Annotated in this window: 18 protein-coding genes; all 18 read left to right on the top strand. The window is 48.3% G+C overall.

What is annotated here, in order from left to right; translation table 11 throughout:
- Position 1: 1 nt before the first annotated feature.
- The gene (locus EKN56_RS03060) at positions 2 to 1,570 is read left to right on the top strand and encodes a DUF935 domain-containing protein (protein ID WP_130590464.1); all 1,569 of its coding nucleotides are present in this window, start codon (positions 2 to 4) and stop codon (positions 1,568 to 1,570) included.
- Positions 1,557 to 2,879 carry a phage head morphogenesis protein gene (locus EKN56_RS03055; RefSeq protein ID WP_168189593.1) on the top strand — a complete coding sequence of 441 codons (1,323 nt, stop codon included), beginning with the start codon at positions 1,557 to 1,559 and terminating at the stop codon, positions 2,877 to 2,879. Before EKN56_RS03060 ends, EKN56_RS03055 begins: the two co-directional genes overlap by 14 nt.
- The gene (locus tag EKN56_RS03050) at positions 2,880 to 3,356 is read left to right on the top strand and encodes a phage virion morphogenesis protein (protein ID WP_130590462.1); all 477 of its coding nucleotides are present in this window, start codon (positions 2,880 to 2,882) and stop codon (positions 3,354 to 3,356) included.
- A 225-nt stretch (positions 3,357 to 3,581) separates the two neighbouring features.
- Positions 3,582 to 4,712: a phage protease gene (locus EKN56_RS03045; RefSeq protein ID WP_130590461.1), complete on the top strand. Its 1,131-nt coding sequence runs from the start codon at positions 3,582 to 3,584 to the stop codon at positions 4,710 to 4,712.
- Positions 4,712 to 5,092 carry a hypothetical protein gene (locus tag EKN56_RS03040; protein ID WP_130590460.1) on the top strand — a complete coding sequence of 127 codons (381 nt, stop codon included), beginning with the start codon at positions 4,712 to 4,714 and terminating at the stop codon, positions 5,090 to 5,092. The genes EKN56_RS03045 and EKN56_RS03040 overlap by 1 nt, the downstream gene beginning before the upstream one ends.
- A 17-nt stretch (positions 5,093 to 5,109) precedes the next feature.
- Positions 5,110 to 5,667, top strand: coding sequence for a Mu-like prophage major head subunit gpT family protein (locus tag EKN56_RS21100; protein WP_246019951.1), 558 nt, complete (start codon positions 5,110 to 5,112; stop codon positions 5,665 to 5,667).
- Positions 5,631 to 6,020, top strand: a complete 390-nt coding sequence (locus tag EKN56_RS21095; RefSeq protein ID WP_246019949.1) for a Mu-like prophage major head subunit gpT family protein — start codon at positions 5,631 to 5,633, stop codon at positions 6,018 to 6,020. Before EKN56_RS21100 ends, EKN56_RS21095 begins: the two co-directional genes overlap by 37 nt.
- A complete protein-coding gene (locus tag EKN56_RS03030) occupies positions 6,020 to 6,418 on the top strand; it encodes an HI1506-related protein (RefSeq protein ID WP_130590459.1) in 399 nt (132 codons plus the stop codon). Before EKN56_RS21095 ends, EKN56_RS03030 begins: the two co-directional genes overlap by 1 nt.
- 2 nt (positions 6,419 to 6,420) lie before the next feature.
- The gene (locus EKN56_RS03025) at positions 6,421 to 6,855 is read left to right on the top strand and encodes a gp436 family protein (protein ID WP_130590458.1); all 435 of its coding nucleotides are present in this window, start codon (positions 6,421 to 6,423) and stop codon (positions 6,853 to 6,855) included.
- Entirely contained in the window at positions 6,852 to 7,514 is a 663-nt protein-coding gene (locus EKN56_RS03020) for a DUF1834 family protein (protein ID WP_130590457.1), read from the top strand. Before EKN56_RS03025 ends, EKN56_RS03020 begins: the two co-directional genes overlap by 4 nt.
- Positions 7,507 to 7,740 (top strand): DUF2635 domain-containing protein, encoded by a 234-nt coding sequence (locus EKN56_RS03015; protein WP_130590456.1) that lies wholly within the window; start codon positions 7,507 to 7,509, stop codon positions 7,738 to 7,740. The genes EKN56_RS03020 and EKN56_RS03015 overlap by 8 nt, the downstream gene beginning before the upstream one ends.
- Positions 7,730 to 9,160: a phage tail sheath subtilisin-like domain-containing protein gene (locus tag EKN56_RS03010; protein ID WP_130590455.1), complete on the top strand. Its 1,431-nt coding sequence runs from the start codon at positions 7,730 to 7,732 to the stop codon at positions 9,158 to 9,160. The genes EKN56_RS03015 and EKN56_RS03010 overlap by 11 nt, the downstream gene beginning before the upstream one ends.
- Before the next feature lie 9 nt (positions 9,161 to 9,169).
- Positions 9,170 to 9,544 carry a phage tail protein gene (locus tag EKN56_RS03005; protein WP_130590454.1) on the top strand — a complete coding sequence of 125 codons (375 nt, stop codon included), beginning with the start codon at positions 9,170 to 9,172 and terminating at the stop codon, positions 9,542 to 9,544.
- Complete coding sequence (locus EKN56_RS03000) at positions 9,544 to 9,942, top strand: hypothetical protein (protein ID WP_130590453.1); 399 nt, start codon at positions 9,544 to 9,546, stop codon at positions 9,940 to 9,942. The genes EKN56_RS03005 and EKN56_RS03000 overlap by 1 nt, the downstream gene beginning before the upstream one ends.
- A gap of 140 nt (positions 9,943 to 10,082) precedes the next feature.
- Complete coding sequence (locus EKN56_RS02995) at positions 10,083 to 12,431, top strand: phage tail tape measure protein (RefSeq protein WP_130590452.1); 2,349 nt, start codon at positions 10,083 to 10,085, stop codon at positions 12,429 to 12,431.
- Positions 12,431 to 13,735 (top strand): DNA circularization protein, encoded by a 1,305-nt coding sequence (locus tag EKN56_RS02990; RefSeq protein WP_130590451.1) that lies wholly within the window; start codon positions 12,431 to 12,433, stop codon positions 13,733 to 13,735. Before EKN56_RS02995 ends, EKN56_RS02990 begins: the two co-directional genes overlap by 1 nt.
- Positions 13,719 to 14,942, top strand: coding sequence for a phage baseplate assembly protein (locus tag EKN56_RS02985; protein WP_130590450.1), 1,224 nt, complete (start codon positions 13,719 to 13,721; stop codon positions 14,940 to 14,942). Before EKN56_RS02990 ends, EKN56_RS02985 begins: the two co-directional genes overlap by 17 nt.
- Entirely contained in the window at positions 14,926 to 15,570 is a 645-nt protein-coding gene (locus tag EKN56_RS02980) for a phage baseplate assembly protein V (RefSeq protein ID WP_130590449.1), read from the top strand. Before EKN56_RS02985 ends, EKN56_RS02980 begins: the two co-directional genes overlap by 17 nt.
- Positions 15,571 to 15,607: the final 37 nt, after the last annotated feature.

Below are 15,607 nucleotides of genomic sequence, written 5' to 3'. Positions count from 1 at the left end.
CATGGCAGTATCTAAGATAGTGGATGCTAACGGGCGTCCGTTCACCAAAAAGGATTTAAAGAAAACACAGACAGCGGAAATTGCAGGGCTGCGTCATTCGTTCACCGAGCACCCCTCAAAAGGACTGTCGTTACAAAAGCTGGCCCGCATCATGGAAGCCGCAGAACAAGGCGACCTAGCAGCACAGGCAAGCTTATTTAACGATATGCTGGAGCGTGATGGTCATATCTTTTCAGAAATGCAAAAGCGCAAAAATGCATTGTTAAAACTGGATTGGAATATTAATCCCCCCGAAGATGCAACCCCAGCGGAGAAGACGTTTGCAGCAAAAGTCGCGAAATGGTTTAAATCAATTCCTGATTTTGAAGACGTTATCTTAAATGCGTTGGATGCTATCGGTCATGGTTTTTCCGCGCAAGAAATTGAATGGGAACAGTATCAGGGCGACTGGCTACCAAAGAAACTGCATTACAGAAAACAGGCATACTTTAAAACCACCACGGAGGATGGCAACACTTTACTATTAAATGACTCGATTGAAGGTTCCCTGCTATGGCCTTTTAAATGGTTTGTCCACAAGCACAACGCGAAATCGGGCGATATTGCAGAGTCAGGGCTTGTCCGGGCGTTGGTATGGCCTTATTTGTTCAAGAATTTTGCTATCCGTGATTTAGCCGAGTTTCTCGAAATTTACGGCCTCCCGGCCCGAATCGGAACTTATCTTCAAGGCGCTACCGAAGAAGAGAAAGACGCGCTACTCGAAGCGCTGGTCACACTGGGCCATGATGCCGCCGGGATTATTCCTTCCGGGACGGAAATAGAGTTTCAATCCGCCGCCGAGGGACAAGCGGCAAACTACGAAGTCATGATTAATTGGTGTGAGCGAACACAATCAAAAATCATTCTTGGCGCAACGCTCACCAGTCAGGCCGATTCACGCTCAAACACGAACGCCCTTGGCAATGTGCATAACGAAGTCAGGCATGACCTGACGGTCGCCGATGCCTGCCAGTTGGAAAGCACGTTCCGTGAACTAATCTTGATGTTATGTCAGCTTAATTGTGGTGAGGACTTCGACGAACGTCGGTTGCCCCGGTTTGTTTTCGACACACGAGAGATTGCCGACTTAGTAAAACTCGCGGACAGTGTGTCGAAACTGGTTGACGCCGGGGTCGATACCATCCCTGTATCATGGGTGCATGAAAAAACCGGTATTCCTTTACCTAAAGACGGTGAACCAACATTAAAACGACGGGATACTATCAATCCGGTTGCGTTATCCCAACGATATAAATCGTTTGCAGCACTCAGCCAGAAAGCCGACGACGATATCGATCAGGCACAATCCGTGCTTGATGATGCACCGGCGGCCCCTGATGCTGTTAATCAGGCTATGTTAAAGCTGATTGCACCAATGGTCACAGCATTGCAACAGGGACAAACGCCGGACGAAGCGCTCGACATTATCGCCGCCAGCTACCCGTTATTGGATGACAAAGAGCAACAGCAACTACTGATGCAAGCCATCTTTGTTGCTGATGTATGGGGGCGGCTCAATGCCAACAGCTAACGGCGTTGATTTAAGCTACGCAATCGGCGTACCGCCCGCAAAGGCTATCGAATATTTCGAATCAAAAGGCTATGCGGTTGGTTTCAACTGGCATGATGTCGAAGCCAGCGCCCACGCAAGCGCCTTCACTGTTGCCGGAATCCTCAAGCAAGATATTTTAGAGGATATCCGAAACTCATTAAACGAGCACCTAAAGAACGGCGGCACGTACAGTGATTTTCAAAAACAAATTATCCCCATTCTTGAGAAAAAAGGCTGGTTGGGTTCGGGGCTGGTTGCCGACAGCGACGGCGTGTTGCAAGGTAAGCGTGTACAGCCGCGCCGACTGGAAACTATTTATCGAACCAATATGCAGGCGGCCTATAATGCCGGGCGTTATCAGGAACAATTATCCAATAAGGACAGTCGCCCTTATCTGGAACGTGTCGCCATTGCAGATAGCAGAACGCGCCCGGCGCACCTGTCGCTAAATGGTTTTATTGCTCATATTGACGACCCTGTATGGGCCATTCTTTATCCTCCCGATGGTTATCGCTGTCGTTGCCGTGCTCGCTCGGGTCGTGACGTCGAGCGCTTGGGGCTAACGGTACAATCCAGTGAGGGACTATTGGTGGAGGTGTCGCAACCGTGGGAAAATGGTGAAACGCGCACCGTTACCGCGTTTAAAAATCCGCATGATGGCAAACTGTACACGCCGGACGCGGGATTTGGTCATAATCCCGGACAAGGCTATCTGTCATCATTGGGACAGCGTCTGCTTGATCGTGCCACCGTCGCAGATGTCCGACTTGCCTCAACGGCGGTCAATGAAATACTGAAAAACCCGGCGTTATTAAACGCTGTTTCAAAGGATGTTAAAACGTTTATTGATAACACGTTAATCAATAAGCAAGCCAAAGGAATGCAACGTCATGTCGGCGCGCTTCCGGCCTCAACACTCGACCGATTATCTGAAAAAGGATTACATCCTGAATCAGCCGTTATCACGCTGACAGATAATCATTTGCTGGAAGCGCAATCCGGGTCAGCCAGTTTGCCTGCGACATTCTGGCAACAATTACCCGCACATATGCATAAGCCGTCAGCAATATTGTTTGACACACAACAGGAAACTCCAGAGTTGCTGTATGTTTTTGATATCGATGATGCCCGCGGAAAACATATATTGTCAGTTGCAACCCGTTTTAAAGAACGCAGTACACCACAAGTGAAATCAAACAGCCGGGCAAACCCTATCACTCACGCAGAAACCCTACCCGATGCCGGGACGTTACGTGGCTATGAAATTTTATTCGGTGAGGTGAAATAGATGGTCAAGATTGTTATTGATATCACCCGCACTGAAAGTGCCTTAAACGATGTGCTTGACAGCCTCGAACACAGGGAACCGTTGATGCGGGAAATTAGCGGCATCATGGCGGATGCAGTGGAAGAAAATTTCGCACAGGAAGGCCGCCCCAAATGGCTACCAATAAAGCGGGACGGAAAAATCCTACAGGATAAGGGGCATCTTGCATCCAGTATCACGCCATTTTCCGATAATGATACAGCGGGTGCGGGGTCGAATTTGAAATATGCGGCGATACAGAATAACGGTGGCACGACTCGCCCACACGTTATCCGCCCCCGAAATAAAAAGGCGCTGGCCTTTAGCGGACGCTTTGCTAAAAAAGTTAATCATCCGGGGTCAAAGATTCCGGCCCGAACGTTCTTGAGTTTAATGGATGATGATTACGACGAAATAGAAAACACCGGGATAGATTATTTATCCCGGCCTTTTGATTAAATGAAAAACGCGCTGTAATTATCGTAGCGCGTTTTTTATGACAATTTGGTAGCGTTACATAGTCCACCCCACAATAAATCCTCCTGAGAGTTTTTAAACGACGTTTAAACGCGGTTGCAATGTCTCGTTTGAATGTGCAAGATAGATTTAATCATTTCCCTTCTTATAGCACCCCCTGAACCCCATCACGCCGCCGCCGTTTAATCGGGCTGTCATCATGCCCGAATGAAACTAAAAATCGCAGCATTAACATTCGAACTTCAAGACGCCGGTAACACCATTCAATTACTCCCGGCGGGTAAGTTTCGCGCCACTGATGGTCGCCCGTTTGAGTGCGACGATTGGTTTATCGACGCCGATATCGCCGCAAGCTTGATTGCAAAAGCACTGGCAAAAGCGAATCGCCTCCCCATTGATTACGAACACCAGACATTAAAATCCGCGCAGAACGGCAAACCGGCCCCGGCTGCGGGTTGGTTTAAGCAGATGGAATGGCGCGACGTTGTCGGCTTATTTGCTATTGACGTGGACTGGACAACCGATGCCGCAAAAATGATTGCGGCAAAAGAGTATCGCTATATATCGGCGGTATTTATCTATGACAAAACCACCGGGCGAGTAATTGAGGTGTTACATGCTGCCCTGACCAATACCCCCGCACTTGATGGCATGGAAGAAGTAACCCTCGCGGCGGCATCTTATGCTGCGGGCTACCTTGCCGACTTATCCCGAAACCCACAACTTAACATTGAGGATACAACCGCAATGGAAGACTTACTCGAACAGCTCCGCTGGATGCTGAACTTGCCCCTATCCGCGACACTGGAAGAGGTAAAAGCAGAGCTGCAAAAGCTGATTGATAAACTCACTGACGGCGCAGGCACCACGGCTGCAAGCGTTAATTTAATCACTTTGTTACAAGAGAAAGAGCAAAAAATCACAGCGCTTTCTCAACAAACAACCTCGTTAGCCTCACAGGTTGCCACGCTATCAACCAACGTCCCACAAGACGTCGTTATTAAGCTGCAACATGAAGTCGCCGACCTGAAAGCCGATCGCGAAAAGCGCGCAAAGGATGAAATGGAAAGCGCGATTGTAACGGCATTATCTGACGGGCGCTTAACTAAAGCGCTGGAACCGTGGGCGCGTGATACTGCAAAAACCAATCCGGATGCGGTGAAATCATTCCTCGCCTCTGCCAAGCCGATTGCATCACTTAATCAGATGCAAACTGACGGTAAAGATTTTAATCAGTCAGATAAAACCTACGGGCTGGACGCTGACGCACTGGCGATGTGTTCCACTCTCGGCGTTAGCCCGGAAGAGTTCGCAGCAACCATGAAGGGGGATGCGTAATGGATAGAAAAACCAGCTACCGGGATGGAGAAATCATTCCTGTTCAAATCGCCGCGAATACGGTCATTTATGCCGGAAACATGGTTTGCACAAACGCTGCCGGATTTGCCGTGCTGGCAAGTACAACAGCGGGTCTGACAACCGTTGGTATGGCGACAGAATTTATTGATAACCGTGACGGCGCAAACGGTGATGCATTTGTTCTTGTACGCAGGGGGAAAGCCTTCAACTTTGCGAATAGTTCATCCGCCCCGGTGTCGCAAGCCCTTATCGGCAAGTCATGCTATGTCGCGGATAGTCAGACTGTCGCGGCAACAGGCGATATTGTCGCCGGGAAAGTGCTTTTTATCGATGCTGACGGCATTTGGGTTGATATTTAACAACGGAGAGACAAACAGTGATTATTAACGCTGGAACAATTAAGAATATTTATGTTGGTTTAAAAACGCTTTTCCAAAAAGCGTTTAAGGAAACCGACTCCGATTGGGAAAAGTTGGCAATGAAAGTCACGTCAACAACCAGTGAAGAACATTACTGGTGGTTAGACCGCTTCCCAAAACTGAAAAAATGGATTGGTGAAAAAGTCGTTAAAGCGCTGGGTGCGTTTAAATACACGTTAGTGAATGAAGACTATGAAGCCACCGTCGCCATTAAGCGCAATCACATTAAAGACAATCAACTTGCCGGATATAACATCCAAGCCAGTGCGGCGGGCAAATCGGCGAAAGAATGGCCCGCTGATTTGGTTTTTGCATTATTGCCCGGTGGTTTCATTAATGAATGCTACGACGGTCAACCGTTCTTTGATACTGACCATCCCGTCGGCAAAAGCTTTGTTTCCAATAAAGGGGAAAAAAAGCCTTATCCGCTGCTACGGCTGCGGCAGCAAAAGCCAGTTACGGGGCAGCAAGAACGGCAATGCGAAAATTTAAGGATGATGAAGGCGCAGCATTAAAAATTAAACCCAATTTATTAGTGGTTCCGCCAGCATTAGAAGATGTCGCCCGTACTATTTGTGAGGCCGACAAGTTCGAGAACGGCGACCGCAACATCTACAAAGGCACCGCCGAAGTATTGGTCGTTGATGACTTGGACGACGATGCACAATGGTTCCTTTTTGATACTAATCAGATTATCAAACCTCTGATTTTCCAAGAGCGCGAAGCGCCAGAGTTTGTTAATCAAACCAACACAGACTCCGACGATGTATTCAACAAAGCAGAATACAAATTCAGCGTTGAGGCTCGCGGCGCGGCTGGATATGGATTCTGGCAAATGGCTTACGGTTCAACGGGAGAGGAGGCGTAATGAAAGTTCGTATTACTGCAAAACGTGATGGCTTTTGCCGTTGCGGAATGTCGCACTCAAGCGAAGCAACAACCCACCCCGAAGGCACGTTCACGAAAGCTCAAATCAAAGAGCTACAGGAAAGCCCACAACTGGTCGTTGAGTTATTGAAGGATGACAAGGAAACCACCCCGCCAGCGGATATCACAACGTTGTTAGCTGCCGAGCATCAGAAGATGGAAGCGGAATTCATCAAGCGATTGGAAGATGAGAAAGCCCGTCTGGCAACGGAAAATACCGCCGCACTGGAAGCGGAAAAAGCCAAATTAACGGCAAATATCGAAGCTGACAAGGACGATAAATCCAAACAAAACGAGGCTGATACTAAAGAAGACAAAGCCGCGAGCAAAGGTAAATAGCGATGTATGCACAGCGGCAGGACATGGAAGACGTTTTCGGACTGAAAGAAGTTATCACCCTGACTGACCGCAACCGACAGGGAGAGATTGACGACGTTGTTTTGCGAAAAGCTTTAGCGCGGGCCAGTTCTGAAATTGATAGTTACATCGGTAGCCGTTACACGCTCCCCTTGTCTGCTGACATCATCCCGGAGGCGTTAGTTGATCGTTGCTGTGATATCACTCGCTTCAAGCTCTGCGGAACAAGTGGTGTACAACTGACAGAGGAAATCCGGGCGCGTTATGAAGACGCCGTCCGGTACTTGGAGCAAATCGCGTCAGGCAAAATCAAACTAGGTACAGGCGAGATAGGCACGGCAAAGACCACTAACACGGTGAAATTTGCGTCCGGTGGTCGCCAGTTTGGCAGAGATAAAACCAATGGAGGTGCATTTTGAATCCAAGTGATATCGAACATGCTATTTGTGAGCGTCTTCAGGCTGGACTCGGCAGGATGGTTGACAGTGTACAAAGCTATGGCGGCGAGCTGGATGGCAATCCGCATGAAATTATCCGGGTATTGCCGGGCGCGTGGGTGACGTTTGGCGGCATTCACAAGACTGAGAAAACCAACACTACCGGACGCAAATTTCGTGACCATGCACGCTTTGCGGTGATAGTTGCTGACCGAAACATCCGCAGCGAGACAGCCTCGCGACACGGTGGCGTATTGGAAAGCGAAGTCGGAACAAACCTTCTTGTGACTGCCGTTCGTCGTTTACTGACTGGACAGTCATTGGGCTTAAAAATCTCTTGTTTGACGCCGGGTCGTGTTCGCTCGCTGTTTAATACACAGTTAGAACAACAGGCCGTATCGGCGTTCGCTTGCGAATTCGACACCAGTTGGATCTATTCCTCATTGGACGATAGCCGATTCCCTGAAACCCCATTAAACCCGGCTGGCGAAGTAGACATCACGCATCCGGATTACCCGTTCACCCGTTATCGGGGGGCGATTGATGAACCGTACCCAGACTTAAAAACCATCAAGCTGAAAATTGATGAAGTCAACACCCCGTTAAACCCTGACTTAGAAGGACAAGTCACCTATGACTAAGACATTAACGGTCATTGCTGCAACGGGCGTTGAAGTCCCGATGTATGCAGACCCTAAACACTATATTACTGATGCGGAAGCGGTCACGGTTGAGGATAACGCCTACTATCGCCGCTGCATTAAAAGTGGTGATTTAGTATATCCACCCGCACTGCCGGAACCCGAAGTCCTGACAGCCGCGACCGACAGCAAAGCCAAGAAAAAAGGGGCGACAGATGGCGAGTGATAACATTACGCTTGAGCAAATCCCGGCAAGCACCCGTAAACCCGGCAAGCATATTGAATTCAATTTAAAACTGGCAGTAACAACGTTACCCACTAACCGTCAGACAGTATTAATCATTGGTCAGATGTTATCACCGATTGCCGGAACAATGGTTGCACCACTGACAACACAATATGTGTTTTCAGATGATGAAGCAGCAAGCTATTTCGGGCGTGGGTCGCTGGCGCATTTGATGGCAAAAGAAGCCATGACCGCAAATCCGTATATCAATTTAAGCGTTATCGGGGTTGAAGATGCGGAAGGAAGTCAGGCCGCAAAAGGTTCATTAAAACTGACCGGTACGGCAACCAATGCAGGCGTAATCAGCTTGTATATCGCCACCACTCGAATTGATATAACCAGTCGTAACGGTGATGACGCAGCAACGTTGATGGCGTCACTTGTCACCGCTTTAAATAAAAACCCTGACTTACCCGTCACAGCGGCAATCACAACCGATGCGGTGACAATTACAGCTAAAAACAAAGGCGCATTTGGTAACGATATTATTTTGCGGGCAACCTCTACCGTTGCCGGAATTACCAGTGAATTAACGCCGATGGCAGGTGGGCTGCTGGAAGTTGATATCCGCGATGCATTAGCGGCTATCTTCGCTGCACGATTTAACATTCTGGTTTGCCCGTTCTCGTCTGAGGATGCGTTAACCGCATTACGTGACCACTTGGACAAGGTAAGTCATCCGATGGAGCAACGCCCCGCGATTGGCGTTGCGGGTTGGCGTAAATCGTTTGCAACCGGAACCACACTGACCAAGAAAATCAACAGCGGGCGTGTCATGGTCGGTTGGCACAATGATTCAGCTCTGATGCCGTGCATTATTGCAGCAGGATTTGCGGCAGTGACCGCCAGCGAAGAAGACCCCGCCCGCCCGTTAAATGGCCTGCCGATTTTGGGGCTGGACGTGACGCCGCTTGAATCTCAACCGGGACGAACAGAACAAGAAGCCGCGCTCTATAACGGCCTGACACCGTTAGAAGTTGGGCCGGGAGACAAAGTTCAAATTGTCCGGGCAATCTCAACATATACCGTTAATGATTCCGGAACGGATGATATCTCACTCTTGGATATCACCACGATCAGGACTCTGGACTATACCCGAAAAGCGATTGTTGAGCGTTGGAGCCTACGTTTTCCGCGTGAAAAACTGAGCGAAAGAACCCCGCCGAAGGTGCGTTCTGAAACGCTGGACGTTTTATTCCTGCTTGAACGATTAGAGATTCTAGAGAACGTCGAAGCAAACAAAGCTAAGTTGCTTTCAGAGCGCGATTTACAAAATCCGGGAACGCTTAACGTTAAGATTCCTGCGGATGTAGTTAACGGCCTGCATGTTATCGCTGGCGTTATCGACCTGTATTTATAAGGGGGTTAAATGGCTGATGAATACGTCGGCGCTATCTCGCTGGAACTGGATAGTCGCGAAATCGAAGTCACCGAAGTTTCGGTCAATATACAAACCGGGCGAAAACTGGTTAAAACAATGAATAAATCAGGTCGCGCGAAAGGCTTTGCGCGTGGTGTTGAAGAAATTGAAATCGATGTTACCGCCGTTGTACCTCTTGATGGTGAAGTCGATTGGAAAGGCATTGAAGGTGCGAAGATTACCACAACGCCAATCAGCGGCAGCGGTGGGAAACGAACGTCTTATCAAGACTGTTTTACAACCAGTGTTGGTCGTCAATACACCGTTGATAATGAGGCTCGCATCAATTTAAAAATGAATGCGTTACGTGAGGTTATCGAATAATGAACAGTATCCGCATAGCGTTAGATTATGGTGTTGAATTCGACGGTGTTATTCACTACGACTGCGAGGTCGGCTTACCGATGGTGGGTGCCTCCAGTGAGGCGGTGGTTGAAACCGTAAATCGTTTCGGTTCAATGGATACGCAGGAAGCGCAGACATTCTATTCTGTTGCACTCAAAGCCTATTCATTAATCAGTTTGGGAGATATCCCGAAAGAGAAAATCACTGGAACGCTACTTGATGCCGCCTTGTTAGACGATGATTACGACCTGATTGTCGGTGCAATTAATGACCTGAAAAAAAAGCGAAAGCGCGGGAAGCCGCGCTCGCCGGATACCGTCTTGCCGTCCTTGCCCTCGGACGATACGGAATTACCGAAGGCCAAATCGAGCGAATGAGCATGACAGAGCTTGAGGGATATCTTTCCGCGTTCGGCAAGTTAAACGGTAAGAAAACACCTCGCTCACCTTCTCAGGATAAAGACGGACATACAAAGCGCTTTATATCAAAACGTCAGAAAAAAGGAGCTTAACGCGCCATGAGTAATCGAAACCTTGAAGTTGCAATGACGCTGACGGCGAATGACCGGGCATCAAAGCCGGTATCCGCTGCTGTTAACCAGCTAGTCGAGGCGACAGGCAAAGCAACCAAGGCAAGCGAAAAGCAAGGCGCAGCACAGACGAAAGCCGCTGCCGAGGGTGAAAAAGGCACAAAACAAGCATCCAAAGCAGCGGCAGAACTGGCAAACAGTATAGGTAAGACTAACCGAGCCAGTGAGCAACAGGTTAATGCACAGCGAAAAGCTTCAGCCGAAGGAATTAAAACAGCACGAACGCTGATGAGTGAACAGCAAAAAGCCGCACGAGCAAGGGAAACTCTCGGCATTCGTTCTGAACATAGTATCCGCCGGGAAATTCAACAAACCGAGGCCGCTTATAATCGTCTAGCCCGTTCAGGCACCCTGTCTGCCCGTGAGCAATCCCGCGCTTACAATCAGATGCGCGGGCGTGTTGCTGAACTACGAAAAGAAATGCAAGGCGTTACCCGGTTACAGCAGATAAAAAACATCGGTTCTGGTATGGCGCAAATTGGCGCAGGAATCACCGCAGGCGCAATGGTGCTGGCTCAACCGGTTAAAAATCATATGAGTTTTGATCGCCGGGTTGCCATGATGGCAAACACTGCTTATGAAAATGAAGGCGTTGAAGGCCGCATCAAAGGGAAAACGACGTTAGCTAAAAGTATTCGCGAAGCGATTGAGTATGGCGGAGGGTCGAAAGAAAGTGCCGCAGAAGCACTCGATAAAATGTTAGCGTCTGGCGCAGTCAACGCGGCTTCTGCAAATAACCTGCTTCCTATTTTACAAAAATACTCAACCTCTACCGGGGCCAGCAGTTCTGACTTAGCCGGGATTGCAATTAGTTTAAAGCGCTCATTTGGTATTGAGGATAAAGACATCGAAAAAGCGTTAAACATGGCAATTGTTGCCGGGCAAGCGGGTTCATTTGAACTGGCAGACATGGCGCAATATTTACCCAACCATTTAGCCGCCGCCGGTAATGCTGGTATGAGGGGGTTAGATGATTTCGCAACGTTGCTGGCCTTTAACCAGACATCAGCAATTACCGCTGGGAGCAGCAGCGAGGCGGGAACTAATACCAGTAACTTTTTAGCCAAAATCACAGGCCGTGATACAGCGGTAGCCGCCTCTAAAATTCAATATAACGGCAAAGGCATTGACCTTCCCGGCTCGCTGGCAGCAGCCCGCGAGAAAGGCGTTAACGCAATTGATGGTTTTGTCGGCATCATTGATAAAGTGGTCGCCAATGACAGTCAATATCAGGCATTGCAGGAAAAATTAAAAACCGCTAAAGGGGCTGATCGTCTTGAAACATTGAACTCGATGTCCTCAATTTTGGAAGGTTCAGCCGTTGGTAAAATGGTTAACGACCAACAGGCACTAAAAGCCCTTATCGGTTATCGGGCCAACCGGGATTATGCAAAAGAAGTGACCGACGCGAGCAACGCTCAACGAAACCTATCCGGCGACCAACTGGCAGGTAATGTCAACTTTGAGGTGATTAAATCAACCAATGATTTTCAAACAGAACGCCTGAGCAATGCAAAAGATTTCGGCAGCATGGATGCCATGACGCCGCTATCAAATGCTATCGGAAAAGTATCTCAGGAGTTAAGCGATTTAAGCTTGAGATTTCCGGATTTTACCGCATGGGTTGCAGGTTCCACCGATGGATTAAAAGCGCTTGCCGCTGCTGCAATGGCTATCGGTGGCGCAAAAATGTTGTTAGGTAATGGTGGTTTGAGTGGTGCTGGTGGTGGCTTAGGTGGCCTTACTGGCTCCAGTGGTGGTGGCGTGATGCGGTTTCCAGAACGTTTATTAAACGCGACACAGGGAACCACAAACGCCGTTCCGGTGTTTGTAACCAACTGGCAGGATAACCAAGGCTCAGGTAATGACGACTTTGAAAAACCAGACCTTGATACAGGTCTATTAAATGGTGCGTTAGCGTTGGTTACAGAGCAATGGAACATTGCGGAAGAGGCAAAAAGACAAGGTATTTCACCGGCTGAACTTGCCGCCAGACGCGGCGAAGAACGCGGAGAAAAGGCCAATAAATGGTTAGAGGAAATTGGATTTAACCCGAATAAATTTCTTGAAGAAAACGTCTTTTCACCTGTCTCTGGTTGGTTCAACTCCCTTGTCTCTGGTGGCAATGAAAATCAGCCTCCGGTTGTTCAGGAAACCGCACCCATTAACCTTAGTAATATAACGAAATTAATTGTTGATGGACGCACTCTGGCGGAAGTGGTTAACCAGCATAACGATATACAAAATAAACGTGGTTATGTGGGAGCAGAATTATAATGGCATGGTCTGAATATATGCTTGATGCTTCATTTCGGGGCGTTCGCTTTGATGTCATTCAGACGCGGGACTCTGTATCACGTTCGGTGGCTGTTCATGAATACCCTTATCAGGACGGCGGCGACGTCGAAGATTTAGGCCGTCAGCCTCGCAATAGTCGCATGACTGCGCTGTTTTGGGGTGATACTTACGAACAACAATTACAAGCCTTTATCGTCGCGCTGGATACTTACGGAAGCGCTGAACTGATACACCCGATTTTTGGTTCAATGCCTAATATGCAATGTATCGAATACGGCATCGACCACACCGCCGACAATGTTGATCATTGCTATGTTGAGCTGGTGTTTCTCGAAGCTACCCCCGGCAACCCGTTTTTTATGCAAGAGTTTACGCTGTCAAAACTGGACGAAATACTCAATAAAATCCAGGGGTTACTTGATGGGTTGCAAGGTATTTTAGATGCAGTTATTGCGCCATTAAAGACAGCACAAAAATACATGGCAAAGATTAAAGCGCTTGGCTCTGTCATGGTTAATATGGTGACGGTATTTCGTGGTGATATTGTTGGTTTTATCAGTAGTGTGAAGAATTTTATTAACTATCCGGGCGCATTTCTTAGCGACCTGCGCTCCGCTTTAGACTTAACCTCGTTGAGTTCAAAATCATCAACAACAAACAGTATTACCGCATATAGTGATAATACGATTTCAGACTGGAAAGAAACCAAATCTCAATTAAACGCGATTGCGGCTATCCCTAACGCCATGATAACCGGTGAAACTGACGCGCCGGTCAGTATGCCTGCCGGTGCCACACTGGATGATATCAAAGAGCTAAACGCCATTGTGACTGCCGAAGTTGCTGCCGAGCTGACAAAAAATGCCGTAGAGATTTTGACCGATAAAGAACAGCTTGAAAAGCTTTCCCCTGATGACATCGAAATGATTGTGAATGATGTCCGGGAATCACTACTGAACGTTATTGACCAACATCGCGAACTGTACGAGCCTGAAATGCAAAGCGTCAGCAGTAGCCCGACTGATATTGCGTTGCGCTGGCAACCGGTCGTCTTGTCGTTAAAAGATATCGCGCTTGATGTACAAAATCTTGGCAATGCCGCCATTATGGCCCGCCCACCACTGGTACGCCGACGCATTGAGTCTGACTGCAATTTCCATTTGCTCGCGCATAAGTTATACGGGGATTATCAACGCGCCGCCGAACTGTATCGGTTAAATCCTACTATCCGGGATTCTAATAATATCAAACAAGGTGATTTCATTTATGCCTACGCCAGATAATCAAACTCAAGACAATATCGACATTAACACGGTGAGCGTGATTATTAATGGGAAAGCTCACAGCAGTTGGACGCAATATAGCATCGACTCAGATTTTCTGACCCCTGCGGATGCGTGGAGCGTGTCTCTTGGTATCCCGGACGGCATTTTCCCGGATGATATCGCCGCAGGGATGCCCGTTACTGTTCAGGTTGGAAATGATACGGTTTTAGACGGTCGCATAGACCGCCGCCGCCGTTCTGTTCGTCGTGGTCAGACTACGTTATCGCTTAACGGACGGGATAAAGCCGGGATGTTGTATGACTGTTCCGCCCCCATATTTACCGCAAAACAACTGACATTAGAAGAAATTGTCGCCAGTATTGTTCGCCCTTTTGGTATTACAAAAATCCGTATTGATGCCGAGGCAACCACTATTAGCGACAAAATCAGCGTCGAACCGGGGGAATCAGCTTGGGAGGCGCTGACCCGCTCAGCTAAAAATAGTGGCTTGTGGCCTTGGTTTGACCCTGACGGGACATTAGTTATCGGCGGGGCTGACTGCACCACGCCGCCCGTAGCATCGTTGATAATGCGTTTTGAAGGGGGCGAAAATAACGTGATTTCAATTGATGAAACCACATCAATTGAAAGTTGCTTTTCAGAGTTAACATTATTGGGACAAGGTCACGCGCAACGGTCATCAGGCAGCAGCAAAAGTAAAGATGTAGGCATTGTTGATATCAGTTCCAACGAAAGCAGCAATAGTGAATATGTGACCAGCTCTGCCGAAATCGGCTCGCATAATATGAAAGTGGTTGTTGCTGACCCTGACGTCGCATTTTACCGCCCTAAAATCACCACGGCAGGCGATATCGATAATATCGAACAGTTACGTTATCAGGCACGAAAAATGCTTTCTGATGCGAAGCTGAACGCGTTTGATTTAGTTGTCGAGGTCAGAGGCCACAGAACGTCTGATGACATTTTATGGTCGCCCGGACAGCGCATTCATGTTATTAGCGAACCTCACAACATAGATGGCGTCTATTTTTTGATGTCCCGCACGTTTATTGGTGGGCGCAGCTCCGGCACCTATACCGTATTGGGGCTTAAACAAGATGGTGTCTGGATACCCGATGCATACAAGAAAAAGAAAGAAAAACGCAAAGCAAAAAAGGGCGGTAAAAAAGGCAAGAAGGAGGTAGGCATTGTCGACATTAGCTGAAATTAGTAAACAGGTTAACCGCCAATTAAACGGCATTAGACAGGCATTTAGAGGGGTATTAACTCGTGTTAACAGTACTGGAGCCGCACAGGCCGTGCAGGCCGAGGCGCTGAACGGTGAACCGCTGCAAGATGTCGAACTTTTCCAACAGTACGGACTGACCAGTAATCCCCCAGCCGGAACAGCGGCAATCATGCTGCCGCTGAACGGTAAAACGAGCCATAGTATTGTTATTGCGACAGAGCATGGACAATATCGATTACAGGGTTTGAAATCCGGAGAGGTGGCAATCTATACCGATGAAAAAGCGAAAATCGTTTTAAAACGTGGACGAATCATCGAGATCGATTGCGATATTTACCGGGTTAACTGTCTGTCATTCGAAGTCAACGCCAGTGATAAAGCCGATTTTAATACACCGATGCTGACGGCTAGTGAACAAATGACAGCAAAAGCCAAAATCACCGGGCAAGGTGGCATGGCGATATCCGGTGGAAATGGCGGTGTAAGCGCAACTATTGACGGAACGTTAAAAGCCACGCAAGATATTGTCGCGGGAACCGTTAGCGTACAAAAACATATTCACAACGGCGACTCCGGCGGCACAACCAGCCCACCAAAACAATAAATTACCCCCTGAACCCCATCAACCCGCAATTGTTTAT

The organism is Limnobaculum zhutongyuii (assembly GCF_004295645.1).
In the GTDB taxonomy this organism is placed as follows: domain Bacteria; phylum Pseudomonadota; class Gammaproteobacteria; order Enterobacterales; family Enterobacteriaceae; genus Limnobaculum; species Limnobaculum zhutongyuii.
This window is presented reverse-complemented; position numbering and strand designations above follow the sequence as displayed.

What these genes read in the sequence shown, in the direction of transcription:
- EKN56_RS03060 (WP_130590464.1), top strand. Translation starts at nt 2, where the DNA reads ATGGCAGTATCTAAGATAGTGGATGCTAACGGGCGTCCGTTCACCAAA.
- EKN56_RS03055 (WP_168189593.1), top strand. Translation starts at nt 1,557, where the DNA reads ATGCCAACAGCTAACGGCGTTGATTTAAGCTACGCAATCGGCGTACCG.
- EKN56_RS03050 (WP_130590462.1), top strand. Translation starts at nt 2,880, where the DNA reads ATGGTCAAGATTGTTATTGATATCACCCGCACTGAAAGTGCCTTAAAC.
- EKN56_RS03045 (WP_130590461.1), top strand. Translation starts at nt 3,582, where the DNA reads ATGAAACTAAAAATCGCAGCATTAACATTCGAACTTCAAGACGCCGGT.
- EKN56_RS03040 (WP_130590460.1), top strand. Translation starts at nt 4,712, where the DNA reads ATGGATAGAAAAACCAGCTACCGGGATGGAGAAATCATTCCTGTTCAA.
- EKN56_RS21095 (WP_246019949.1), top strand. Translation starts at nt 5,631, where the DNA reads ATGCGAAAATTTAAGGATGATGAAGGCGCAGCATTAAAAATTAAACCC.
- EKN56_RS03030 (WP_130590459.1), top strand. Translation starts at nt 6,020, where the DNA reads ATGAAAGTTCGTATTACTGCAAAACGTGATGGCTTTTGCCGTTGCGGA.
- EKN56_RS03025 (WP_130590458.1), top strand. Translation starts at nt 6,421, where the DNA reads ATGTATGCACAGCGGCAGGACATGGAAGACGTTTTCGGACTGAAAGAA.
- EKN56_RS03015 (WP_130590456.1), top strand. Translation starts at nt 7,507, where the DNA reads ATGACTAAGACATTAACGGTCATTGCTGCAACGGGCGTTGAAGTCCCG.
- EKN56_RS03010 (WP_130590455.1), top strand. Translation starts at nt 7,730, where the DNA reads ATGGCGAGTGATAACATTACGCTTGAGCAAATCCCGGCAAGCACCCGT.
- EKN56_RS03005 (WP_130590454.1), top strand. Translation starts at nt 9,170, where the DNA reads ATGGCTGATGAATACGTCGGCGCTATCTCGCTGGAACTGGATAGTCGC.
- EKN56_RS03000 (WP_130590453.1), top strand. Translation starts at nt 9,544, where the DNA reads ATGAACAGTATCCGCATAGCGTTAGATTATGGTGTTGAATTCGACGGT.
- EKN56_RS02995 (WP_130590452.1), top strand. Translation starts at nt 10,083, where the DNA reads ATGAGTAATCGAAACCTTGAAGTTGCAATGACGCTGACGGCGAATGAC.
- EKN56_RS02990 (WP_130590451.1), top strand. Translation starts at nt 12,431, where the DNA reads ATGGCATGGTCTGAATATATGCTTGATGCTTCATTTCGGGGCGTTCGC.
- EKN56_RS02985 (WP_130590450.1), top strand. Translation starts at nt 13,719, where the DNA reads ATGCCTACGCCAGATAATCAAACTCAAGACAATATCGACATTAACACG.